The sequence below is a fragment of the Celeribacter sp. PS-C1 genome (assembly GCF_019429625.1).
Lineage (GTDB): Bacteria > Pseudomonadota > Alphaproteobacteria > Rhodobacterales > Rhodobacteraceae > Celeribacter.
This window is the reverse complement of sequence record NZ_JAHXRW010000003.1, coordinates 245,745-269,170: the sequence shown is the minus strand read 5'-3', so window position 1 is coordinate 269,170 and position 23,426 is coordinate 245,745. Positions and strand designations below refer to the sequence as shown.

Below are 23,426 nucleotides of genomic sequence, written 5' to 3'. Positions count from 1 at the left end.
GTGAGATGTCTTGACGTCAAGATAAATTTTTGAGACATCTAGAAGATGGAAAACCGAAAGCTCACTCCCGACGAAATTCGTGCGCAATGGGTCCGCGAACGACCGGACCTCGACACAGAGCCCATGGCGCTGATCGGGCGTATGGGCCGTCTCGTCCGGGCGCTCACCGCAGAGATGGAGGCGACCTTTGCCCGCCACGGCCTCAATACGGCGAGTTTCGATCTCTTGGCAACGCTGCGCCGGTCGGGCGATCCCTATGCGCTGACTGCGGGCGATTTGATGGCGCAAATGATGATCACCTCGGGCACGGTAACCAACCGGATCAACCGGCTTGAAGCACAAGGGCTGGTGGTCCGGCGCAGCGACAAAGACGACGCCCGCCGCGCGATTGTGGCGCTGACCGATGCCGGGTTCGAGGTAATCGAACGAGCGGTTGAGGATCACGTCGCGACACAGAAGCGCCTGACGGAGATGCTGAGCCCCGAGGAGTTCGCGCAGATTGATGGCCTGCTCGCCAACTGGCTCGATCGGCTTTAAATGCGGGTTCTCAACACGCGTTCGACGAGGGCGGCGTGCTCTGGTTCAAGCGTCCAACTGCTAGCCACTTCCCACGCCAATGCTGCGGATTTCTCGGAGGCTGATGCTGAGGCAGGCCGAGTGCGCAGGGTGTCAAAAGACAGATAATCCACCCGCGCTTCGTCCCAATCGATCAACGCCGGACCGGCCTCCGTATGGATCAGATTGCCTGCGGTTAGGTCGCCATGAATGACGTCGATCTCACCCTTGAGGGCACCCCAAGCTTTGCGGCACAGCGCGATCAGGTCGGCGGGCAGGGCGCAAAGATCGACATCGCCGCCAGAGGTTTCCGTAAGAAGATCGGAGGATGAGCAAAAGTCGGGTCTTTGTGCTATGCCAGCGGCATGGCGATGAAAGGCATCGATCTGGTCGGCGATCTGCGGCAGGTCCTCGGGCTGAAATGGGCGACCTTCGATAAAAGGTTCGCAGGTCCAGCCCTGCGCTGCCATTCGCCCGTTCTTTGCTGCGATCAGACGGGTCACAGTAAAGCCGGCCGCTTCGGCGGCATCATGGACAGGAGCCAGCCACTTAAGCTGCGCCTCTGAACGGCGGGTGGATTTGAACACCAGATCCTGCGCCAGTTCGGAGGTGCGAAAGACCGTATTGCGATGGCCGTCGCCAAGCGGTTCGAGAGGGGCGGAAATACCCCAAAGATGAATGGGCGGCAGCATCAGTAGACCAGCCGCACGAGACCGAGGGTGAGCACCGGGAAGGCCACAAGGATCGCCACGCGGATCAGATCGGTGAGGACGAATGGCAGCGTGCCTTTGAAGGTTTCCGAGATCGGAACGTCGGGGTCCAAAGCATTGATGATGAAAAGATTCATTCCGACGGGGGGCGTGATCAACCCGACCTCGACGACGATCAAAACAATGACCCCGAACCAGAGGCCGAACTCGCCGGCTGTGAGGCCGAAATCCAGCCCCGCCATGATCGGATAGAGGATCGGGATGGTGAGGAAAATCATCGAGAGGCTGTCCATCACGCAACCGAAAGCGAGATACATCAACAGTACCGCGATGAGGATCAGCCAGGGCGAGAGCGTCAGCCCCTCGGCCCAACCGGCGGCGGCCATGGGCAGGCCGGAGAGCGCCAGAAAATTGTTGAACATCTTGGCGCCCAAAAGGATCAGGTAGATCATGCCGGTCGAGGCGGCAGTCTCGAAAATCGCTTCTGCCACGCCACGCCAGGTGAGGCTGCCGGACAAAAGCGCCACGAGGCCGGTGCCCGCCGCGCCCACGGCGGCGCCTTCGGTCGGGGTGAAAATGCCGAGGTAAATCCCGCCCACGACAGAGCCGAAAATCGCGATCACTGGCCAGACGTTGAAGAGCGCCGTGAACCGCTCCGCCCAGCTTGCTGGCGCGCGGGAGCTACAACAATCGGGGCGCAGGCGGACATAGATCGAAATACAGATCATATAGCCTATAGCGGCCAAGATACCGGGAACGAAGGCGGCGAGGAAAAGCTTGGCGATGTTTTCTTCGGCCAGCATGGCATAGACCACGAGGATCAGCGAGGGCGGGATCAGGATGCCCAACGTGCCGCCCGCCGCGAGGGAGGCGGTGGCGAGGCGGCCCGAGTAACCGTAGCGCTTCAACTCAGGGAGCGCGGTTTTGCCCATGGTCGCAGCCGTCGCCAGCGACGATCCGCAAATCGCGCCAAACCCAGCGCAGGCCCCCACGGCTGCCATGGCCACGCCGCCCTTACGGTGGCCAAGCCAGGTCTCGGCGGCTTTGAACAGTCCCGTCGACATGCCGCCCAGCGTGGCGAAATGGCCCATCAGGAGAAACAGCGGGATGATCGAAAAGGAATAGGAGGAGAACTCGCCATAGGTCAGATGCTTGAGCTGGCTCAGCATCATGATCGAGTTGCCGTTCAAGAGATACGCGCCGCCAAAGCCGACCACGGCCATGGAGACCCCGATCGGAATGCGCAGAAACAGCAGCAGCAGAAGGACGGGGAAGGACCAGAGGCCGATTTCGATACGGCTCATGATTGGGCCTCTGCAGATGTGTCCGGCACCATGAGTTCACGGGCCGCACGCAAGACGCAAAACAGGGCGACAATGCAGGCAACGATCATCACCGCCATGGCGGCGCGGTAGCCCCAGACCAGCGGAATTTGCAGGATAAAGGTGGTCTCGTGATAGGCGGCCTTGTCAAGCATGCCAAGCCAGAGCCGCCAACTCAGCCCCAGCGTGAGCGCACACATCAACAGTTCCCCGATCAGATCAAGCACGCGGTTTGGTCGCGCTCCAAAGGCCGGTTTGAACAGATCAACACGGGCGTGCGCGCGGAAAAACTGCGCGTAGGGCAGCGTGGAGAAGACGGCAAACCCGATGCCCAGCTCCACAAGTTCGATGTCGCCCGGCACGGGGCCCAAGCCCAAACCATCCAGCGCCCGACCCGCGACAGAGACGCAGGTGATTGCGATCACCGCGAACAATCCGATGCCGCCCAGAAGCGCTGTGACCTCAGCCAACTGGCCGATCCGCTTCGACACGCTGTAATACATATGACCTGCCCTCAAAACCTGTGTCGGGTTTAGCGGCTGCGCCCTGTCGGTCAACCTCAAAACACCTTTCGGCATGCCTCTCAAAACGCTTTGAAAGAGGTTTGACTGGCTGGTTAAAATTTGTTTCTGTCGAGATCAGGTGCTGCGGTCCGGGGCTTTTTCGGGCAAGATGGAAATATCATTCTGAACCCTGCGTTCTACAACTGCAGAGAAGATCCTGACACCGCGACGCTACTGTTCGCCCTGCTACGGAGGCCCCTAAATGAAACGCTCCACCGTCAATGAGATCATCCGCGAGTCCGACGCGTTCATGCGGTCTTTCGGCTTCGTCATGCCGCCCTTTGCCTATCTTGCGCCCGAGACGCTGAAGGCCCATGTCGTGGGCGGCGGTGCGATGATCCGGGACCATATGATGGGTTGGGATATCACCGATTACGGGCAGGGGGATTATGACAACCTCGGGCTGTTTCTCTTTACGCTTCGCAACGGCAATGCCGCCAATGTCGCACGCGGTATGGGGCCGCTCTATGCCGAAAAGCTTCTGATTTCAGAGGAAAATCAGATCAGTCCGATGCATCATCACCTTAAAAAGACCGAGGACATTATCAATCGCGGTGGCGGGACTTTGGTGTTGGAACTTTGGACACGGGCCGAAGATGGCGGGCTTGACGACGTTGCGCCGGTCGAGGTGGTGACGGATGGTCAATTGCGGGTTTTGAAGCCCGGTGAACATCTGGCGCTGGCGCCCGGCGAAAGCGTCACTCTGGAGCCTTGGCATTGGCATGCGTTTTGGGGCGAGAGCGGCAAGGTGCTGATCGGTGAGGTGTCGAATGTGAACGACGACCGCACCGACAATATCTTTCGCGAGCCCATTGGGCGGTTCTCGAAGATCGAAGAGGATGAGGCCCCGCTGCACCTTTTGGTGAGCGATTACGACGACTGGCTTTGAAGATCTGGGCTGTGTGAGGGAGGATGACATGACCTATGTGCCCGCGGAGACGCGCTATGAGAAGATGATCTACACTCGCTGCGGACGGTCGGGGTTGAAACTCCCGGCGATTTCACTGGGCCTGTGGCACAATTTCGGTCATGACACGCCGCATCAGGTGAAGCGCGATATCCTGCATACGGCCTTCGATCTGGGCATCACGCATTTCGATCTTGCGAACAATTACGGCCCGCCTCCGGGCAGCGCCGAAGAAGCCTTCGGCGAGATTTTAAAGAGCGATTTCAAAGGCTATCGGGATGAGATGATCATCTCGAGCAAGGCGGGCTATGACATGTGGCCGGGGCCCTATGGCGAATGGGGATCGCGCAAATATCTTATGGCCTCCTGCGATCAGTCTCTGAAACGTATGGGCGTCGATTATGTCGACATCTTCTATTCCCACCGCTTCGACCCCGACACGCCATTGGAGGAAACGATGGGCGCGCTCGACGCGATCGTGCGTCAGGGCAAGGCGCTCTACGTCGGCATTTCGTCCTATAACGCCGAGCGCACGCGCCAGGCAGTGGCGATCCTGAAAGAGCTCGGAACCCCCTGTCTGATCCATCAGCCTTCTTACAATATGTTGAACCGCTGGGTGGAGCGCGACGGGTTGAAAGATACGCTCAAAGAATTGGGCGTAGGCTCTATCGCCTTTACGCCGCTGGCGCAGGGGATGCTGACGAACAAGTATCTCAAAGGTATTCCCGAAGGCTCGCGCGCCACGCAGCACAAATCGCTCGATCCGACGCTGCTGTCGGAGCATGCGATCCAAAGTCTCAATGCGCTCAACGAGATGGCCCAAGCGCGGGGCCAGACCTTGGCTCAGATGGCAATTGCTTGGGTGTTGCGCGAGGGGGGGATTACCTCCGCGCTGATTGGGGCGTCGAAGCCGTCGCAAGTCGTGGATTGCGTGGGCGCCCTCGACAATCTGAGCTTTTCGGCGGAGGAACTGGCGGCCATCGACGCCCACGCCGATGAGGAGCGGATCAATCTTTGGGCGCTCTCGTCGGAGGGGCGGGGCGAGAAGGCCTAAGCATCTGTGATACAAGTCATTGTCGGGGCGCATGCCAAGGTGTAGCCTTGGAGAAACATGTGCCGGGAGGGGTGAAATGTCGGGCTGGGTCTCGCGTTTGATGATTTACGATTTCGAGGAAGATGCGGCGTTCCCGGTCCTTGAAACCAGCATGGAAATCGCCGCGCCCAATTGGGTGCCGGATGGCTCGGCCATGGTTGTGAACGGCGATGGAAGCCTGTTTTGGGTCGATCTCGATCAGCCGGAATTGCTGGAGATCGACACCGGGTTGTGCATCAACCTGAACAACGATCACGGCCTGTCGCCCGATGGCGAAACGCTCTATTTTACCGACCATTCCTATGGCGGGGCGGCGCGGATTTGGCGGCAAGACCTCGGTTCCGATGACGATCCGGTCGAGGTCAGTCGCAAAGAGCCGTCGTGGTTTCATGGCATTTCGCCTGATGGTGGCACGATTTGTTACACGGCGGTGCGTGAGGGGCTGTTCGGCATCTACACGGCGCATGCGGACGGCGGGCATGAGACCTGCGTGATCGCGGGGGCGCATCATTACGATGGGCCGGATTTCTCCGCAGACGGCAAATGGATTTGGTTCAACTCCGACCGGACGGGTGCATCTGAACTGTGGCGCGTGCGCCCGGATGGCTCCGGTTTGGAGCGCATGACCGAGGACGCTTTGGTCAACTGGTTCCCGCATCCCTCTCCGGACGGCGAAAAGGTGGTTTATCTTGCCTATCCCGAGGGTACGGTGGGGCATCCGGCGGGGATGCATGTGGCGCTGCGGCTTTGGCAGGGCGAGGGGCGTCCGACGCGGACCTTGGCGCAATTCAAAGGTGGGCAGGGCACGATCAATTCGCCCTCATGGTCGCCGGATGGTCAGGCCTTCGCCTATGTCGAATATGCGCCGTAATCTGATCCTCTTGAGCCTCTGTTTCGCCAGTCCCGCGATGGCGGAGGCGGCGGGGTTTGATCGCGCGAAGCTGCCCGATCCGATTACGGAGGCGGATTACGGGCCGGTGAAACCGGCAGAGGCGGAACTCGGTCAGCTTTTGTTTTTCGATCCGATCCTGTCTGGCAATGACAATATTTCCTGTTCGACCTGTCATCATCCGCGTCTCGGCACCTCTGATGCTTTGTCTTTGGGGATGGGCGAAGGTGGCGTAGGCTTGGGGGATAAGCGCGTGTCCGACCCAAACAACATGCCAGAGGATCGCATCCCCCGAAATGCGCCGGTGCTCTACAACCTCGGTGCGCGTGAATATACGGTGATGTTTCATGACGGTCGGGTTGAGATGGCCGATGGTCAGCTTCGTGTCCCGATCGAGGACGCGTTCTTTGCCCGTGTGTCCGGTGTCTTGGCAACCCAAGCCGCTTTTCCTGTGCTCTCACCCGATGAAATGGGCGGGCAGGTGAGTGAGAACCCTCTATCCAAAGCCATTCGCCAAGGCCGGTTTTCGGGCGAAGGCGGCGCTTGGGACATGATCGCGGCCAAGGTCGCCGCCATCCCTGAGTATCAGTCCCGGTTCGAACAGGTCTATCCAGAGATTGCCTTTGGTCGCTCGGTCCATTTTGCAGATATTTCCAACGCCATCGCGGCTTTCATGGCTTTTGAATTCCGGTCTGACGACAGCGCGTTCGACCAGTATCTGCGCGGTGATGAAGCGGCGCTGAATGAGGCTGCACAAAAGGGCATGGCTCTGTTTTACGGCGAGGCCGGATGTGCAACGTGCCACAGTGGTAAGTTTCAGACCGATCACGATTTTCACGCCATGGGACAGCCGCAGTTCGGCCCTGGTAAGACGCTCGATTTCGAGCGCGGAAATCGCGACGAAGGCCGCTACCGGGTGACCGGACGGGTCGAGGATCTTTACGCCTTCCGCACGCCGAGCCTGCGCAATGTCACCCTGAGCGCACCCTATGGTCACGCCGGGGCTTATAGTGATCTGCGCTCTTTTGTCGTGGCCCATCTCGCGCCCGCCGACAGTCTCACCCATTACGAGGCCTTCCATGCGACGCTGCCGGAGGTGCCGGGGTTGGAGGACGACTGGATCGTGATGAACACTGCCGAAGACCGCGCAGCGATTTCGGCGGCCATTGAAGTCGAGGATCAAATCCTTCCGAGCGAAGACATCGACGCGCTCATGGCGTTTTTGACGGCCCTCGAAGATGATCCGCACCGTTTGGGCATCCCCGAGGCCGTGCCCTCAGGTCTGGCATTTGAAAAATAGGCTCATGAAAAGTAAGTTTAGCGCACCAGTTCGACCCATCGGTCAAACTGCGTGATCTCGACCCAGTCGGTCTCTTCGCCATCGGGCCAAGTCACCTTGACCTTCGCCACCTCCGCATCCGCCAGTCCGAAATGCAAAGGCACCGACTTGCCTGAGGCATGGCTGCCGCCGATTGTCACGTCCTGACGCTGCAAGCCGCGATTGGTCAGAATCTCGACCGTGGCGCCCACGGCCTGTGGATTCAGCCCCGGCTGGCGCAGGCTGACGGCCAGATATTGGCCCACATTGGGCGTGACATTCTGATAAAGCTCCATCGCGCTTTGCCGGTTCACAACCACAAGATCGAGCCGCCCATCGCCGTTCAGATCGACCAGATGGCCCCCGCGTGATTTCTCCATAGAGGCGACACCCGCCGCAATCGAGACCTCCCGAAATGTGCCGTCAGGTTTTTGCTGTAGCAGGTTGTTCGGGTCATGGGCGGCGTTGTTGGGCATTTGTTCGACATTGCCCTTGGCGATGAACAGATCGGCGCGGGCGTCATTGTCGACATCTCCCCAATCCGCAGACCAGCCTGTCGAAGGCCGCCCATCGCCACCCAGATGCGGCCGATGCGCATATGTGCCGATCTCATAAGGTGCGGGTTTGTAGCGGCCATCATCTTGGCCAAGCTGCAAAAGCTGATCGCCCATGGAGGTCAACATCACATCTGGAACCCGGTCGCCGTCAATGTCGCGCTCGGCGATCCCCATGCCCCAGAGGGATACCCTGTCCCAGCCGTCCTGATCATCCAGAAACCGGTTCTTTTGCAGGTCGTAGAGCTGCTCGTAGCCGCCTTTGACATAGTAATGCCTGTCGTTCGACAGCCGCAGGCTCTGTGTCCCACGCGCGCCTTTCGAGATCAGCGCGGAGAGCGTGCAGAACCCCGGCGACAGCACGTTTTTCTCGTAGCCGCCTGCAACGGGTCGATGCAATTCATTGACGTCACAGGCCTCAAACGGCCCGTCCGGATTGTCGCGGTCGACGTAGTTTCCGAAAAAGAGTGTCGGGCGAGGTGCTCGTCCTTCCCATCCGGCTGCAAACGCCGTGGTCCAGCGGTCGCCGCCATCAAACCGCCAGTCCTCGTTCGCGCGTTCAAAGGCGCAATCGCCCACGCCCCGCAGCAAGAGGTTTTCGCCCACGCGCAGCACCGCCAGATCGGTCACGCCATTGCTGTCGATGTCCAAAGGATAGGCGCCGGTGACCCCGGTGATCTCCATGATCTCTCCGGGGGCAAAGCTCAGATCGCCACCGAGTAAAGATCGGTTCAGCATGAGGCTCGCGGGGGCCTCGCCACCCGCGGCGAAAATCTCCGGCATCCCATCGCCGTTGCAGTCAAAAACCGCCAACCCGCCGCCGACAAAATGTTCCCAGCCTCCGCCATAGACATGCGCGGGCAGGGCATCGGAACGGTTTTGGAATTGCGGCATGGATTGCGCCAAAAGCGGCGCGGGCGCGAAGGTTATTAAAACAGATATGGCAATCGGCCAGCTCATCCCACACGCATCTCCGTTGCAAAATCAAGCGCCAAGGCCCCCGCGCCGCGCGCCCAGACGAGATCGCCCCAAGCATGGATTTCCACCGGCGTGGGCGGGCGTCCGGGGCGATGTGTCAGGGCGCGGGTCTCGCTCAACACATCCTCGGCATAGAGATAATCGTAGCGCAAGCGGTCGCCGGACAAAAGGATCAGGGCGGGATCATAGAGCGTCACCACATTGGCGAGCCCCACGGCCAAATAGCGCCCGGCGCGGGCAAATATGGTCCGGGCAAGCGCATTGCCCTCTTTGGCCTGTGCGTAAAGCGTTTCCAACATCACATCGGCGCTGGTGCTTTGATGCCCGAGATTCAGTGCGGTGTGGGCTTCGCGCACCAAAGCATAGTCGGCCACATAGGCTTCAAGACAGCCGCGCTGGCCACAGCGACAGAGTGCGCCGTCGAGTTGCACTTTGGTGTGGCCCAGCTCCATCCCGTGCCCCATGCCGCCGCGGTGCAGTTGGTTTCGGATCACCAGCCCCATGCCCAACCCGTGTTCGATGGATACCACGGCAAAGTTGTCCAGCGCGCGCCCCTCACCGAACCACAGTTCGGCCAGCGCCAGAAGGTTGGCGTCATTGTCGATCCGAACCGGCAGGTGAAGCCTGTTCTGTAACAGATCGCGCAGCGGCACATCCGCCGCTTCCATGAACGGACACCAAAGCACGCGGCCCGTGATGAAGTCGACCATCCCCGGCAGGCCCAGCGCGATGGCGACCGGTTTTACCTCTGGTCCTGCATCCTTGAGCGCTGCGGCAATGATGGCTTCGGCCTCCTTCAGCACCTCTTCGGTGCTGCGCGCGGTGGGGGGCGCGGGAAGGGTGGCTGACCCCAAAAGGTTGCCCGCCATGTCGAGCACCACAGCGGAGTTCGAGCGGTCGGAGATTTTGATCCCGACGACTGTCGCAGCTGTCTCCTGCACCCGCAAACCAACGGGCGGGCGTCCGCGCTGACTGTCGCCCTCACGGGGCAATTCGCTTTCCTGTATCAGTCCCGCCTCGATCAGTTCCGTGGTGATCTGGGTTACGGTGGCGGGGGACAGTGCGAGCTGTCGGGCCAATTCGACACGCGCGATCGTGCCGCTGGCGCGAACCGCCTCGAACACTTGGCGTCGGTTGGATTTCGCCTGGCTGTCCTGTTCGGGCAGCAGCGGGCCGCAGCCATCCAAGTCTTTTGCTGTCAGTTCCGTGTCTGGCATGGCGACTGCCTTTATAGTTCATCAGCCTAATTAAATGCCGCTCTGCAGCATAAGATATTCGGGTTGTGATGTATGCTAACGTCGTTTTACGATTCATTTACACTCAATATTTGAGCAAAGGCGAGATTATTTTTTTGACAGCCAAAATAAATATGGCATGATTTGGACAGCCGACGATGAGTCGGCCCCGCCGTGCGCAGCTCTTGAGGAGGAGAAGCGGCACGGGCGTGGAGATTTGGGAGGATATTCATGCGTAAATCCATGTTGATGGCGGCCACAATCGTGGCGGCCGGTTTCACGACGTCGGCCATGGCCGAAGGTCTCACGGTCGGCGTCAGCTGGTCCAATTTTCAGGAAGAGCGTTGGAAGACGGACGAGGGCGCGATCAAGGCCGCTCTCGACGCGGCTGGCGCCACCTATGTCTCGGCGGACGCGCAGTCGTCTTCAGCAAAACAGCTTTCCGATATTGAAAGCCTGATCGCACAGGGTGTCGATGCGCTCATCGTTCTGGCGCAGGACACGCAGGCCGTGATCCCGGCGGTGCAAATGGCCGCGGACGAAGAGATCCCGGTGATCGCCTACGACCGTTTGATCGAGGACCCGCGCGCCTTCTATCTGACTTTTGACAACGTCGAGGTCGGCCGCCTTCAGGCCAGAGCCGTGTTCGAGGCCCAGCCGAGCGGCAATTATGTGATGATCAAGGGCTCGCCGACCGACCCGAACGCCGACTTCCTGCGCGGTGGTCAGCAAGAGGTGCTGCAAGCTGCGATTGACGCGGGCGACATCACCATCGTGGGCGAGGCTTATACCGACGGCTGGCTTCCGGCCAATGCGCAGCGCAACATGGAGTCGATCCTGACCGCCAATGACAACAAGGTGGACGCGGTTGTCGCCTCCAACGACGGCACTGCCGGTGGCGCTGTCGCGGCTCTCGCGGCGCAAGGCATGGCGGGCATTCCGGTCTCCGGTCAGGATGGCGACCACGCCGCGCTGAACCGTATCGCGCTTGGCACCCAAACCGTGTCTGTGTGGAAAGACTCCCGCGAACTGGGCAAAAATGCCGCCGAAATCGCTCTGCAACTCGCAGGCGGTGGGATGGCCTCCGACGTGGACGGCACGGTGAAATTCACCACGCCGGGTGGTCAGGAGATGGATGCGAAATTCCTCGGTCCCATTCCAATCACCGCCGACAATCTCGACGTGGTTGTGGATGCCGGTTGGATCACCAAGGACGCGCTGTGTCAGGGTGTCACCGACGGTCCGTCACCGTGCAACTGATCTGATCCTTTATCGGATTTTTCGCACGACCCGCGCCATATGTCGGGTCGTGCTCATGAAATAAGGGGCAAACTTATGTCGGATCAGGCAGACAACACGCATCTTGAGACGGGCCAAAGCGGCAAGAGCCTGTTTGCCCAGCTCGAACTGGATATGCGGCTCATGGGGATGGTGGGGGCTTTCATCGCCATCGCGCTTGCGTTCAATTTTTTCACCGACGGGCGGTTCATCACGCCGCGCAACACCTTCAATCTGACGGTCCAGACGGTCTCTGTCGCGATCATGGCGACAGGCATGGTGTTCGTGATCGTCACGCGTCACATCGATCTTTCTGTCGGCGCCGTTCTGGCCATTGCCTCCGCCATGGGCGCGATGATGCAGGCGCGTTGGCTGCCGCAGGCCATCGGTCTTGAGTATGGCAACCCGATGATCGCGCCTCTGGCGATTGTGACCTGTCTGGCCGTCGGCACGGCCATCGGGGCCTTTAATGGCTGGCTTATCGGCTATCAGGGTATTCCGGCTTTCATCGTCACTTTGGGTGGCTTGCTGATCTGGCGCTATGTTGGGTGGTATGTCACCGACGGCCAGACCATTGCGCCTTTGGACAGTAAGTTCCTTGTGCTCGGCGGTGCAGAAGGCACTTTGGGGGTAGGGCTTTCCTGGGCTGTTGGTGCACTGGCTGCGGCTGGGGCGATCTATGCGCTCTACGTTGCGCGAAAGGCCAAGAAAAACCACGGCTTTCCAACCAAGCCACTCTGGGCCGAATTTGCCGTTGGCGGCACGATCGTCGCGGTGATCCTTGGCTATGTTGCGACCCTCAATGCCTACGACATCCCGCGCGGCAAATTGCGCCGTTTGTTCGAAGCCCGTGGCGAGGTTCTGCCAGATGGCTATACCGAGGCTTACGGTCTGCCGATTTCGGTTATCGTTCTGATTGTCGTGGCGATTGCGATGACCATGGTCGCCAAGAAGACCCGTCTCGGCAAATATATCTTCGCCACCGGCGGCAACCCGGATGCGGCGGAGCTGTCCGGCATCAACACCAAACTTCTGACGGTCAAGATTTTCGCGCTGATGGGCTTTCTCTGTGGCCTCTCTGCGGTGATAGCCTCGGCACGTCTGGCGTCGCATGCCAATGACATCGGCACTCTGGATGAGTTGCGCGTGATCGCCGCGGCGGTGATCGGCGGCACGGCTTTGTCCGGCGGGATCGGCACCATTCATGGCGCCATTCTTGGCGCGCTGATCATGCAATCGCTGCAATCGGGCATGGCGATGGTGGGTGTGGATGCCCCGCTTCAGAACATCGTCGTGGGTTCGGTTCTGGTCTTTGCGGTCTGGATCGACATTCAGTATCGCAAGAAACTTGGCATCAAGGTGTAAGGAGAGACGATCATGAGCAGCAATCCGAACACCGGCACACCTCTTGTGGAGTTGAAAGACATTTCCATCGCCTTCGGCGGCGTCAAGGCGGTGGATCATGTGTCCATCGACTTGTACCCCGGCGAGGTGGTGGGGCTCTTGGGTCACAATGGCGCGGGCAAATCGACCCTGATCAAATGCCTCTCCGGCGCATATCAAAAGGACGCGGGAGAGATCGTGATCAATGGCGAACATGCCGAAATCCGCAACACCCGCGATGCGCGCCGCTACAATGTCGAAACGATCTACCAGACGCTTGCACTGGCGGACAATTTGGATGCGGCCTCGAACCTGTTTCTGGGCCGAGAATTGGTGACGCCTCTGGGCTTTGTCGATGAACCCGCGATGGAGGCCGAGACACGCAAGATCATGGGGCGGCTCAATCCGAACTTCCAAAAGTTCAAAGTGCCGGTCTCCGCGTTGTCGGGCGGTCAGCGTCAGTCAGTCGCCATTGCCCGCGCGGTCTATTTCAACGCCAAAATCCTGATCATGGATGAGCCGACCGCCGCCTTGGGGCCGCATGAGACCCAGATGGTCGCGGAGCTGATCGAGGAATTGAAGGCACAGGGCCTCGGCATCTTCCTGATCGAGCATGACATCCACAATGTGATGCGGCTTTGCGACCGGGCGATGGTGATGAAGAACGGCCAAAAGGTCGGGACGGTCAATGTGAATGAGGTCACGGACGAGGATATTCTCGGCATGATCATCATGGGGAAAAAGCCGCCGCAGGCTTATTGAACCGCGCCGATTGAGCCGGACCTAGCGAAAAGACGGGGCGCGGGTGCCCCGTCCTCAACCAACGGAAGTCACATGTATATCGGACTTGATCTCGGGACCTCCGGTCTCAAAGCCCTTTTGATCGATGCGGATCAGAACGTCGTGGCGGAGGCAAATGCGCCCCTGACCAACGAACGTCCGCAGGATGGTTGGTCGGAACAGGATCCAGCCAGTTGGCTTGCCGCCTGTGATGCGGTGATGGCGGCTTTGAAAGAGCGTGCGGATCTCTCAGGTGTGAAGGGCATCGGTCTTTCGGGGCAGATGCACGGTGCAACGCTACTTGACGCCTCCGATGTGGTCTTGCGCCCCTGTATCTTGTGGAACGACACGCGCTCACACCGTGAGGCGGCGGCGCTTGACGCCGATCCGCAGTTTCGCACGATCACTGGCAACATTGTCTTTCCGGGGTTCACGGCGCCAAAGCTCGCTTGGGTGAAACAGAATGAGCCGGACACATTCAAAGCGACGGCCAAAGTATTGCTGCCGAAGGATTATCTGCGCCTCTATCTGACTGGAGAGTTTGTCGGCGAAATGTCGGACAGCGCAGGAACGGCGTGGTTGGATACCTCCGCGCGCGACTGGTCGGATGCGCTTTTGGCAGCCACAGACATGGACCGAAGCTATATGCCACGTCTTGTCGAGGGCTCCGAGATCTCCGGCCAGTTGCGTCCGGAACTGGCCGCCCAATGGGGCGTGTCACCGTCTTGTGTGATCGCGGGCGGCGGCGGTGACAATGCCGCCTCGGCCATCGGTGTGGGCGTTGTGAAAGCCGGGCAGGCCTTCGTGTCGCTCGGCACCTCGGGCGTGCTGTTCGCGGCCAATGACGGCTATCAGCCGGATGCGGAAACTGCCGTCCACACCTTTTGCCATGCGTTGCCGAACACCTGGCACCAGATGGGCGTGATTTTGGCCGCCACCGACGCGCTCAACTGGTATGGGCGATTTGTCGGCAAGGCCGCGGCGGAATTGACGGCCAATCTGGGGTCTCTCAAAGTGCCCACCAAGACGCAGTTTTTGCCCTATCTCGGCGGCGAACGCACTCCTCTGAACGATGCCGCCATTCGCGGCGCCTTCACGGGTCTCGAACATGCCACAGACACGGCGGCAGGCACCCGCGCAGTGCTCGAGGGCGTGACCTTCGCGATCAAGGACTGTGCCGAGGCCCTGGCTGCGACTGGCACCAAGATCGACCGGCTTCTGGCCGTCGGCGGTGGCACGAAATCGCACTACTGGCTCGAAGCCATCGCCACCGCCTTGGGCGTGCCCGTGGACCTGCCGGCGGCGGGGGACTTTGGCGGCGCGTTTGGCGCTGCGCGTTTGGGCATGATGGCCGCCACAGGCGGCGGCGCCGAGATCGCCACGGCTCCGCATATCCAGGCGACCATCGACCCGGTTTCCGATTTGACGGCGGCATATGAGGACGGGTTTGCCCGCTTCAAGACCGCGCAACATGCACTCAAGAGGCTGACATGACAGAGTTTTTCAAAGATATTCCGCAGATCAAGTATGAGGGCCCAACGAGCGACAACGAGTTTGCCTTCAAACATTACAACCCCGATGAGGTGGTGATGGGCAAGCGCATGGAAGATCATCTGCGCTTTGCCGTCGCCTATTGGCACAGTTTTGCTTACGAGGGCGGCGATCCGTTCGGCGGGCGGACGTTTGATCGTCCGTGGTTCGGCGAGGGCATGGATAAGGCCAAGCTGAAGGCCGATGTGGCCTTCGAGATGTTCGACATCCTGCAAGCGCCGTTTTTCTGTTTCCACGATCTCGATGTGCGGCCCGAAGGCGCGAGTTTTGCCGAAAACAAACGCAACCTCGAAGAGATCGTCGATTATTTTGCCGAGAAGATGGAAGGGTCGAAAACCAAACTCTTGTGGGGCACCGCGAACCTCTTTACCCATCGCCGGTTCATGGCCGGTTCGGCCACCAATCCGGACCCGGATGTGTTTGCCTATAGCGCCGCGACGATCAAATCCTGCATGGACGCGACGATCAAACTGGGCGGTCAGAACTATGTGCTTTGGGGTGGACGCGAAGGGTATGAGACGCTCTTGAATACCGATCTCGGCAAAGAGGCGGATCAGGCGGCGAAGATGCTCGAAATGGTGGTCGACTATAAACACAAGATGGGCTGGGACGGCGCTATTTTGGTGGAGCCGAAGCCGCAAGAGCCCTCGAAGCACCAATATGATTTCGACGTGGCGACGGTTTACGGTTTTCTCAAGCGCTATGGGCTTGAGAGCGAAGTCAAAATGAACATCGAACAGGGCCACGCCATTTTGGCCGGGCATTCGTTCGAGCATGAGCTGGCGCTGGCGGGCTCTTTGGGCATTCTGGGGTCCATCGACATGAACCGCAACGACTACCAATCCGGCTGGGATACCGATCAATTCCCGAACGCCCCGCATGAGGTGGCGCTTGCGTACTACGAGGTGCTCAAAGCGGGTGGATTTACCACCGGCGGCACAAACTTCGACGCGCGCATCCGGCGGCAGTCTTTGGACGCAGAAGATCTGATCTTGGCTCATGTCGGCGGCATGGACATGTGCGCGCGGGGCCTGAAAGCGGCGGCCGCGATGTTGGAAGACGGGCGTTTGGAAGACGCGCGGACGGGGCGCTATGCCGATTGGGATACGCCGGAGAATGCAGAGATGCTGAAGTCTGGTGATCTGGACAGCATTCAGGCGCGGGTGCTCGCGCACAACATCAACCCTGAGCCGCGCTCTGGGCGGCAGGAGCGGTTGGAAAATCTGGTCAGTTCTTTCGTGTGAAGGTTGGTGTGAAAGAAGGCGGGGGAAATCCCGCCTTTCTTATCTTTGGACCACTTAGGAAGTGCCCGCGTCGGAATCTCTCTGAGCAGGTTCATTGTCATTTCAGGTTGTCATTTCCGGGCCGATAGGAGACTCTGCGAGAAAGTCCAAAAAGAGGCCGCGCCCTATGAAATTCTTTCCCATGTTCTTGCGTATGGTCGAGCGCGATGTCGTCATCATCGGGGGCGGAGAAACGGCGGCGCAAAAAGCCCGCCTGATGCTCAAGACCGAGGCGCGGATCGTTTTGGCGTCGCCTGAATTGGAGCCGGAACTGGCTGCTTTGGTGGCCGAGGGCCGTGCGGTGCAGCATGTGGGCGAGATCAATGACGATCTCTTCGCCAATGCCGCGCTGGTGTTCGTTTGCACAGAGGACGAAGATCGAGATTCCGAACTGTATCATGTGGTGCGCGCGGCGGGCGCCTTGGTCAATGTCGTCGATCGGCCGGATTTGTGCGAGGCGAACACGCCCTCTCTGGTGGACCGCGACCCTTTGGTGGTGGCCATCGGCAGCGAAGGGGCTGCACCGGTCCTGGCGCGTCAGATCAAGACACGTTTGGAGGAAATGCTTGAGCCGCGTCTGGGCGATCTCGTCGCCCTTGGCGGGCGGCTTCGTGACCATGTGGCCGAAGAGGTGCCGCGTTCCAAACGTCGGGCGTTCTGGCGCTGGGTCTACGCGGAAACGCCGCGACGCCTCTTTGCCAAAGGCGCCGAGCGCGAAGCCGCAAAGGTGATCAAGGAGGCGATTGCCGCAGGCGGCGCGCCTGAGGTCGGCTCAGAGGGCGGGCAGGGCGCCATCACGCTTTTGCCGGTCGGCAGTCTGGACCCGGACCTGATGACCCTGCGCGCGGTGCAGCGGTTGCAAGAGGCCGATCTGGTGATCTGTGCCGAGGCTGAGTTTGCCCCGATGCTCGAGCTTGCCCGCCGCGATGCGGAACGGGTCATCGTGGGCCATAGCTATGGCACGGAAGATTGGCTTTTGTCGGACCAACGAAAGGTGATCACCGCGAAATGCGAGGCGGGCGGACGCGTGGTCTGGCTGGTCAGTCGCCGGGACGCAGAACGCGCGGCTTTGGGTCTTCCGGAAGACATCGAGCGAGTTCCCGCAGTGAGGGTATAAAGGAGACAATCATGAGCGATTTGGAACATCGGATTGCGGTGGCCCGCGGCGAAGCGCCGGCTGACATCGTGCTCAAGAATGGCTCAATCTTTGACCTGATGACCGGCGAATTGATCGTCGGCGATGTCGCCATTGTCGGCGACAGGATCGCGGGCGTTTTCGAGCGCTACGTGGGCAAGCGCGAGATCGACGTCACGGGGCAGGTGATCGTGCCCGGCTTCATCGACACGCATCTTCATATCGAAAGCTCTCTGGTGACGCCCTTTGAGTTTGACCGCTGCGTCTTGCCGCGGGGTGTGACGACAGCGATTTGCGATCCGCATGAGATCGCCAATGTGATCGGCCTGCCGGGCATTCGGTATTTCCAAGCGGCCTCCGAGCACACGTTGATGTCGATCCGGGTGCAGTTGTCCTCCTGCGTGCCATCGACCCATATGGAGACGGCGGGAGCCGAGCTTTTGGCGGATGATCTGAAAGAGGTCATGGGGCATCCGTCGGGGATCGGTCTGGCCGAGTTTATGAATTATCCAGGCGTGATTTACCGCGATCCGGAAGCGATGAAGAAACTTCGCCTTTTCGAGGACGCCCATATCGACGGCCACTGTCCACAATTGTCCGGGACAGATCTCAACGCCTACGTCGCCGCAGGCATTCGGACCGAACACGAGGCGACCACCGTCGAGGAGGCGCGCGAGAAGCTGCGCAAAGGCATGCGGGTGCTGATCCGTGAGGGGTCTGTGTCCAAGGATATGCATGCGTTGCAGCCGCTTTTGACCCATCTGACAGCGCCCTACATGTGCCTCTGCACGGACGACCGCAACCCGCTGGACATTGGCGAGTATGGCCATCTCGATTATGTCATCCGCACCTTGATTGCCCTCGGCAGCCCGGCTCTGGCGGTTTACCGCGCCGCCACTTTGTCCGCCGCAGAGGCCTTTGGCTTGAAAGATCGTGGCATGATCGCGCCGGGCAAACGCGCGGATATTGTTGTGCTGGACAGTCTGGAAAAATGCAATGCACAGATGGTCTTCGCGGGCGGAGTTGAGGTGAATGACGCGGCCTTCGCCGCGCGCGGTCATGTCGCGCCCGTAGGCCGTGGTTCGGTCAAGGCGCCCAAGGTCACGCCGGAGCAATTCCGCGCCGGTGGCAACCGCGAGGAGGTCGATGTGATCGGCATCCTCGAGGGCAAGATCATCACTGAACACCTGCGCGAGACCGTGCCCATCGTCGTTGGCGACAAGGCGCCGGACCCAGCGCGCGATCTGTCTCGGATCACCGTCATCGAACGCCACGGCAAAAACGGAAATATCGCCTCTGGGTTTGTCAAAGGCTTTGGCCTCAAAGCGGGGGCGATTGCCTCGACCGTTTGTCACGATCACCACAATATCGCCTGTGTTGGGGTCGATTACACCGATATGGCGCTGGCCGCGAACCGTCTGTCGGAGATAGAAGGCGGCTTTGTCGTCGTGAGAGATGGCAAGGTTTTGGCCGAGCTGGCGTTGCCCGTTGCGGGGCTCATGAGCCTTGAGCCTTTCGAGGTGGTGCGCGACCATTTGGTCGATCTGCGCGCGGCGGCGGCCTCCTTAGGCGTGACACTCGAAGAGCCGTTTTTGCAGCTGGCGTTTCTTGCACTGCCCGTCATTCCGGCGCTCAAAATCACCGACCGGGGCATGGTCGATGTGACGAAATTCGAGATTATAGCCTGACACTGTTTGGTGTCTGAAAAACAGCCCGCCCTTTGCAAAGAGGGCGGGTTTTTCTATGTCATAGTGAGCGTCACAATAAGTGAACTATATAGTTCATTTTTTGGCGCTCTCCATATTGACGAAATCGTCAAAACGACCAAATTAGGCACAAGACAGACGTTTTCAAAAGGAGAGATACATGAAAAAGCTGATCTTGCCCGCCCTCCTTCCCGTTGTCGCGATGCTGGCCCTTTCCGGTTGTGCAGACGGCAAATATCCGGTGTCGCAATGCACCACTGCCGACCACTATCCGGTGGCCTGCCAAAATATCGAAGAGGGTGAAAGCCCGGCCGATCTCGAACCGGTGCAAGTGCCCGCCTTTACTGGAGCCTAAGCCTCAGTAGCCCCGCGCCAGATTGACCACATCGGACAGCGGCGCGTCGGCGAGCAGGGCGCTTAGATTGTTGAGCGTCTTTTGTTCGAAGCGCGCGCGTTCGGCCGTGCCGCCTTTGTAGGATTCATGCGGGGTCAAAAGCACCTTTGGATGGGTCCAGATCGGATCATCGGCCTTGGGCGGTTCGGGATGGGTGACGTCGAGCGTCGCCTTGCTCAGTCGCCCCGCGTCCAAAGCCCGCAACAGCGCCGCCTGATCCACCAACGCCCCGCGCGCTACATTGATCAGATGCAGCCCCGGCTTGGCGTGGGACAACAGAGCGTCATTCACCATCGCCTCGGTCTCCGGCGTGTGCGGCATCGCTAGAACCAGATGATCAGAGCCTTCCATGACCTCCTCGGCAGAGGTGCAGGGGGTGACGCCCTCGGGCACCGCCTCCCAAACCCCACGCCGCGTGGCAAGCACCCGCATGTCAAACGCCCGCGCGCGTTTCGCCACCGTGTCGCCGATGGCTCCATAGCCGATGAGGCCTAGCGTCTTGCCCTCCAAGGTGCCAAACTCCCTAATGCCCCAATCGTTGAGAGAGGTGGTGCGGGCGGCAAAAATATCCTTTTCCACCAGCAACATCGCCGCGATGACATATTCGGCAATCTGCGGCGCGGTCAGGCCGCGACCGTTGGTCACGATCCGGTCCTGCATCAGCCAGTCGGGGTAAATCTCAATCCCGGCGGAGAAGGTCTGAACCCATTTGAGATGCGGATACGCCATCTGCGGTGCCTCGGCCCATGACCGAAACGCGCGCGTCACCAAGACCTCTGCCTCCGGCGAAAAGTCCCAAGGGCGCTCGCGGTCGAAGTGGTCAATCACGTGCGGCGCGCTTGGGTGTGCGGCCAGACTGCGGCCAAAGTCTTCGTCGATTTGGTTGACGATCACGGGGGAGTTCATCTGGCGCTCTTTCTGTCGGGGTTTCAAAGTTTTGGTAGCGAAACTTCCACCCAACTTCCAGACTCTCAGATTTCGAACACCGCCGCAGAGGCCAGAATATCACCCGTCGGTTGGCCCGTGGGCGAGCCGCCCGGAGGTTCATCAGAGACGGCCATGATGGCGCCTTCGACCTGTGCCAGAAGTTCTGGCGGGATGGTCACACGGATTTCGCCGATCTCTGAGGGCACGAGACCCAAGGAGACGGGCGTCTCAGAGCCATCTGCGATGAGCCAAAGTTCGAGCACTCGACCGGGGCGCGGCGCGCCTTGGTTCAATTGTACGATCATCACATCGGTCTCCGGGATAAAGCCCGCAGCCACGACCAGATCGCCGCTCACCAGATCGACGTGGAATTTTGGGCCGGGGGCGTTCAGAACCGGCGCGAAGGCGAGAAAGCCGACCATGGCGACGGCGGCCGCGCCAGACACCCAAAGCCCAAAGATCGAGCGTTTCGGTCCGGAAGGTTTGGGTGCGATCTGGGACATGATCCGCGATTTTAGCGCCTTGGATGGCTGCGCCTCTGTGATATCGCCCGCGAAAACTGCCAACTCGCGCTCCCACTCATGCACCATGCGCCGGAGCGCGGGCTCGCCTTTCAGGCGCGCCTCGAAGCGGGCTTCCTCGACCTCATCAAGCAGACGTAGCACATATTCCCCGGCAAGGGCGGGATCGTTGCTTTCCATGTGATCGCTCTCATCGGTCATAGGATCATTCCCGGTTAGGTGCTCAGGCAGTCGCGCAAGGAGATCAGGCTGCGCCGCAGCCAGGTGCGCATGGTGTTCAAGGGCACGCGAAACTTCTCGGCCAGATCGGCGTAGCTATGGCCCTCAAGATAGGCACCGCGCACGGCGTCTTTGCGGTCTGGCTCAAGCGCATCAAGGCAGTCATTCAGCCGCGCGTTCTCAGAGGCCGCGATGCTTTGCGCCTCCGGTCCGGGGCCGGGGTCTGCCAGATCGGGCATCTCTGTCATGTCACGCGGGTTGCCTTGGCGCTGTTTCGCGCGAAGCCGGTCAATCGCCAGATTGCGCGCCACGGTGACGAGCCATGTGATCGGACTGTGGCCCGTCACGGCGTAGCTGTCGGCCTTGTGCCAGATGCGCAGATAGACCTCCTGCAACACATCCTCGGCATCGGTGCGATTGTTCAAGACGCGCAAAACGACGCCGAAGAGTTTGCCATTCGTGGCGTCATAAAGATCTGAAAAGGCGTGACGATCCTTTAGCGCAATCCGTGCGATCATCTCTTCGATCTCTGCCCGTGTGCGCATGTAAGAACCCTGTACCAACACCTGTTTGGGAAACCATATAGTGCATGGACAAAGAAAAACACCCGGCACGAAACGCGCGCCGGGTGTGAGTCTCATCGGGCGCGGTTTACATCGCGGTGATGGTGGTCATCACCAGCTTGTCGTCAACGCGGATCGGGCCGTCTTCCTTGGCGCCCAGCGTGTATTCGAACACGCCGGTTTGCATGCCGCCGTCTTCAGCGTGGATCATCAGCATGAGCATCTCGCCCGGCATGACCTCTTCGGTCAGGATCGCGGCAACATCTTTGGTCTCGCCGGAGCGAAGCGGCGCGTAGGCGACGACGGGGCCGGGTTTCATGGTCTCATCGGTGCGGTGCACCACGAGCCAGCCGTTTTGCGCGGCGGTGATGCTCTCGGCGCTGACGATGCCGTTGGCGACGGACTGATCGGCGGCCTCGACCTTTTGCATCATGTGATCGTCGGCGAAAGCGGCGGTGGCGGTCAGGCTCATAGTCATGGCGGCGGCGGTCATCAGGAATTTCATAGGACGTCTCCGTATAAAGTGCGTTTTCTTTTGCGTTTCGAGCTGGCTCTTGAGCCGCTCTTGCACAGAGTCACGTTCGGGTTCTGAGAAAGTTTCAAAAAAATTTAAGCCGAGGCATTTATTTTGTGCGGCAGGCAAGATCTCCTGAGAACACAACAAAAAAAAGCCGCCCGAATGGGGCGGCCTTTACATGCTCGAAGCTGCTCGGGATCAGCCTGTCGATTATCCGTTCCAGGTGCGGACCACGCCGCAATCCATGTGGACAAAGTTGGAGCCACGGTAGGTGCCGACACCGCCAGCCGCACAGGCTTTGGCAGCCGACGCCATTTGGCTGATGCTGCGGGACTTGAGGCGCAGGTCTGCGGCTTGCGCTTTCATGTGCAGCGAGTTCTTGGCGACACCGCCAGAACGGGCGCGCAGCATGGCATTGGTTTCGGGGGAGCGGTAACCGGACAGGAGCATATAAGGCTCGTCGGTTTCCATCAGGCGGTGCGCAGCAGTCATGATGTCGACGGTGCGCGCATCCACGGCCTTGATTTTAGAGTTCCGCCAGTCGCGGAAGAAGTAGCTGATCTCTTTCAGCGCGTCGGGGATATATTCGCCTTCGACCCAGTAGATGGTGTCGATGCTCTCACCCGTCCGGCCAGAATACATGTTGATCCGTCGCACATCACCAGAACCGCGCAGGAAACCTGCTGCATTTGCATATACTGGAGCTGCGCTTATTGCGGTTGCTGCAAAACCGCGAAGAAGTCCACGGCGTGTGAGCACGCCCGTTGCTTTCGTCGTCATTCTCTAAAAGCGTCCCGTCGCTTACCTGTTCCCGCCTCATGCGGCATTTCATGGATGTGCCGCCATTCGCGGCTTGTGCCGCTTGTCCCGACATTCTTAACCAAGATTTTCAACAGAACAATGACTTAGATCAGGCGATGTGCCATTTTTAAGTCTTTTGCTTTCTTTTTCATCATTGCGACCGAAACGCTCAGGCCAACACAAACTTTACGATAGCGTCTTCGTTTGTGCCGTTCTTCGTGTTTTCGACCACAGTGTGACGTCG

At 59.8% G+C, this 23,426-nt stretch carries 23 protein-coding genes; 13 read left to right on the top strand and 10 right to left on the bottom strand.

Annotated elements, in window-relative coordinates; all coding sequences use genetic code 11:
* Positions 1 to 45: 45 nt before the first annotated feature.
* Positions 46 to 537, top strand: a complete 492-nt coding sequence (locus J5Y17_RS06150; protein ID WP_219784348.1) for a MarR family winged helix-turn-helix transcriptional regulator — start codon at positions 46 to 48, stop codon at positions 535 to 537.
* Here the strand turns inward: J5Y17_RS06150 and J5Y17_RS06145 are convergent.
* Genes J5Y17_RS06145 through J5Y17_RS06135 form a run of 3 tightly spaced genes read right to left on the bottom strand, consistent with a single transcriptional unit; the run spans position 534 to position 3,090 of the window.
* Positions 534 to 1,247: a phosphotransferase gene (locus J5Y17_RS06145; RefSeq protein ID WP_219784347.1), complete on the bottom strand. Its 714-nt coding sequence runs from the start codon at positions 1,245 to 1,247 to the stop codon at positions 534 to 536. The two genes, J5Y17_RS06150 and J5Y17_RS06145, sit on opposite strands and share 4 nt — an antisense overlap.
* Positions 1,247 to 2,569, bottom strand: coding sequence for a TRAP transporter large permease (locus J5Y17_RS06140; protein ID WP_219784346.1), 1,323 nt, complete (start codon positions 2,567 to 2,569; stop codon positions 1,247 to 1,249). The genes J5Y17_RS06145 and J5Y17_RS06140 overlap by 1 nt, the downstream gene beginning before the upstream one ends.
* Positions 2,566 to 3,090 (bottom strand): TRAP transporter small permease, encoded by a 525-nt coding sequence (locus tag J5Y17_RS06135; protein WP_219784345.1) that lies wholly within the window; start codon positions 3,088 to 3,090, stop codon positions 2,566 to 2,568. Before J5Y17_RS06135 ends, J5Y17_RS06140 begins: the two co-directional genes overlap by 4 nt.
* A gap of 262 nt (positions 3,091 to 3,352) precedes the next feature.
* On the opposite strand from J5Y17_RS06135, the gene J5Y17_RS06130 reads away from it, so the two are divergent.
* The 4 genes from J5Y17_RS06130 (at position 3,353) to J5Y17_RS06115 (ending at position 7,339) form a co-directional block, all read left to right on the top strand.
* The gene (locus J5Y17_RS06130; RefSeq protein WP_219784344.1) at positions 3,353 to 4,039 is read left to right on the top strand and encodes a D-lyxose/D-mannose family sugar isomerase; all 687 of its coding nucleotides are present in this window, start codon (positions 3,353 to 3,355) and stop codon (positions 4,037 to 4,039) included.
* Between the two features lie 28 nt (positions 4,040 to 4,067).
* The gene (mgrA, locus tag J5Y17_RS06125; protein ID WP_219784343.1) at positions 4,068 to 5,111 is read left to right on the top strand and encodes an L-glyceraldehyde 3-phosphate reductase; all 1,044 of its coding nucleotides are present in this window, start codon (positions 4,068 to 4,070) and stop codon (positions 5,109 to 5,111) included.
* Positions 5,112 to 5,187: 76 nt separating this feature from the next.
* Entirely contained in the window at positions 5,188 to 6,021 is an 834-nt protein-coding gene (locus J5Y17_RS06120) for a hypothetical protein (protein WP_219784342.1), read from the top strand.
* Positions 6,002 to 7,339: a cytochrome-c peroxidase gene (locus J5Y17_RS06115; protein WP_255571906.1), complete on the top strand. Its 1,338-nt coding sequence runs from the start codon at positions 6,002 to 6,004 to the stop codon at positions 7,337 to 7,339. The genes J5Y17_RS06120 and J5Y17_RS06115 overlap by 20 nt, the downstream gene beginning before the upstream one ends.
* A gap of 17 nt (positions 7,340 to 7,356) precedes the next feature.
* On the opposite strand, the gene J5Y17_RS06110 is transcribed toward J5Y17_RS06115, so the two are convergent.
* Together J5Y17_RS06110 and J5Y17_RS06105 are read right to left on the bottom strand one after the other, a co-directional pair.
* Positions 7,357 to 8,871 (bottom strand): CRTAC1 family protein, encoded by a 1,515-nt coding sequence (locus J5Y17_RS06110; RefSeq protein ID WP_219784341.1) that lies wholly within the window; start codon positions 8,869 to 8,871, stop codon positions 7,357 to 7,359.
* On the bottom strand, positions 8,868 to 10,106 hold the full coding sequence (locus J5Y17_RS06105) for an ROK family transcriptional regulator (RefSeq protein ID WP_219784340.1): 1,239 nt from the start codon (positions 10,104 to 10,106) through the stop codon (positions 8,868 to 8,870). Before J5Y17_RS06105 ends, J5Y17_RS06110 begins: the two co-directional genes overlap by 4 nt.
* A 249-nt stretch (positions 10,107 to 10,355) precedes the next feature.
* On the opposite strand from J5Y17_RS06105, the gene xylF reads away from it, so the two are divergent.
* The 8 genes from xylF (at position 10,356) to J5Y17_RS06065 (ending at position 19,595) form a co-directional block, all read left to right on the top strand.
* Complete coding sequence (gene xylF, locus J5Y17_RS06100; protein ID WP_219784339.1) at positions 10,356 to 11,384, top strand: D-xylose ABC transporter substrate-binding protein; 1,029 nt, start codon at positions 10,356 to 10,358, stop codon at positions 11,382 to 11,384.
* 75 nt (positions 11,385 to 11,459) lie between these two features.
* Positions 11,460 to 12,767, top strand: a complete 1,308-nt coding sequence (locus J5Y17_RS06095; protein ID WP_219784338.1) for a sugar ABC transporter permease — start codon at positions 11,460 to 11,462, stop codon at positions 12,765 to 12,767.
* A 12-nt stretch (positions 12,768 to 12,779) separates the two neighbouring features.
* Positions 12,780 to 13,547 carry an ATP-binding cassette domain-containing protein gene (locus J5Y17_RS06090; protein WP_219784337.1) on the top strand — a complete coding sequence of 256 codons (768 nt, stop codon included), beginning with the start codon at positions 12,780 to 12,782 and terminating at the stop codon, positions 13,545 to 13,547.
* 72 nt (positions 13,548 to 13,619) lie between these two features.
* Positions 13,620 to 15,059, top strand: a complete 1,440-nt coding sequence (xylB, locus tag J5Y17_RS06085) for a xylulokinase (protein WP_219784336.1) — start codon at positions 13,620 to 13,622, stop codon at positions 15,057 to 15,059.
* Positions 15,056 to 16,360: a xylose isomerase gene (gene xylA / locus J5Y17_RS06080; RefSeq protein WP_219784335.1), complete on the top strand. Its 1,305-nt coding sequence runs from the start codon at positions 15,056 to 15,058 to the stop codon at positions 16,358 to 16,360. Before xylB ends, xylA begins: the two co-directional genes overlap by 4 nt.
* Before the next feature lie 166 nt (positions 16,361 to 16,526).
* Entirely contained in the window at positions 16,527 to 17,516 is a 990-nt protein-coding gene (locus J5Y17_RS06075; protein ID WP_219784334.1) for an NAD(P)-dependent oxidoreductase, read from the top strand.
* A gap of 11 nt (positions 17,517 to 17,527) precedes the next feature.
* Entirely contained in the window at positions 17,528 to 19,222 is a 1,695-nt protein-coding gene (gene ade, locus J5Y17_RS06070) for an adenine deaminase (protein ID WP_219784333.1), read from the top strand.
* A 178-nt stretch (positions 19,223 to 19,400) separates the two neighbouring features.
* Positions 19,401 to 19,595 (top strand): hypothetical protein, encoded by a 195-nt coding sequence (locus tag J5Y17_RS06065; RefSeq protein ID WP_219784332.1) that lies wholly within the window; start codon positions 19,401 to 19,403, stop codon positions 19,593 to 19,595.
* Positions 19,596 to 19,598: 3 nt separating this feature from the next.
* Here J5Y17_RS06065 and J5Y17_RS06060 read toward each other — a convergent pair whose 3' ends face one another.
* The 5 genes from J5Y17_RS06060 to J5Y17_RS06040 form a co-directional block, all read right to left on the bottom strand.
* Positions 19,599 to 20,540 carry an NAD(P)-dependent oxidoreductase gene (locus J5Y17_RS06060; protein WP_219784331.1) on the bottom strand — a complete coding sequence of 314 codons (942 nt, stop codon included), beginning with the start codon at positions 20,538 to 20,540 and terminating at the stop codon, positions 19,599 to 19,601.
* A gap of 65 nt (positions 20,541 to 20,605) precedes the next feature.
* Entirely contained in the window at positions 20,606 to 21,283 is a 678-nt protein-coding gene (locus J5Y17_RS06055) for an anti-sigma factor domain-containing protein (RefSeq protein ID WP_219784330.1), read from the bottom strand.
* A 14-nt stretch (positions 21,284 to 21,297) separates the two neighbouring features.
* Positions 21,298 to 21,846: a sigma-70 family RNA polymerase sigma factor gene (locus tag J5Y17_RS06050; RefSeq protein ID WP_219784329.1), complete on the bottom strand. Its 549-nt coding sequence runs from the start codon at positions 21,844 to 21,846 to the stop codon at positions 21,298 to 21,300.
* Positions 21,847 to 21,952: 106 nt separating this feature from the next.
* Positions 21,953 to 22,369 carry a hypothetical protein gene (locus J5Y17_RS06045; protein WP_219784328.1) on the bottom strand — a complete coding sequence of 139 codons (417 nt, stop codon included), beginning with the start codon at positions 22,367 to 22,369 and terminating at the stop codon, positions 21,953 to 21,955.
* A gap of 222 nt (positions 22,370 to 22,591) precedes the next feature.
* Complete coding sequence (locus tag J5Y17_RS06040; protein WP_219784327.1) at positions 22,592 to 23,161, bottom strand: DUF882 domain-containing protein; 570 nt, start codon at positions 23,159 to 23,161, stop codon at positions 22,592 to 22,594.
* Positions 23,162 to 23,426 lie beyond the last annotated feature (265 nt).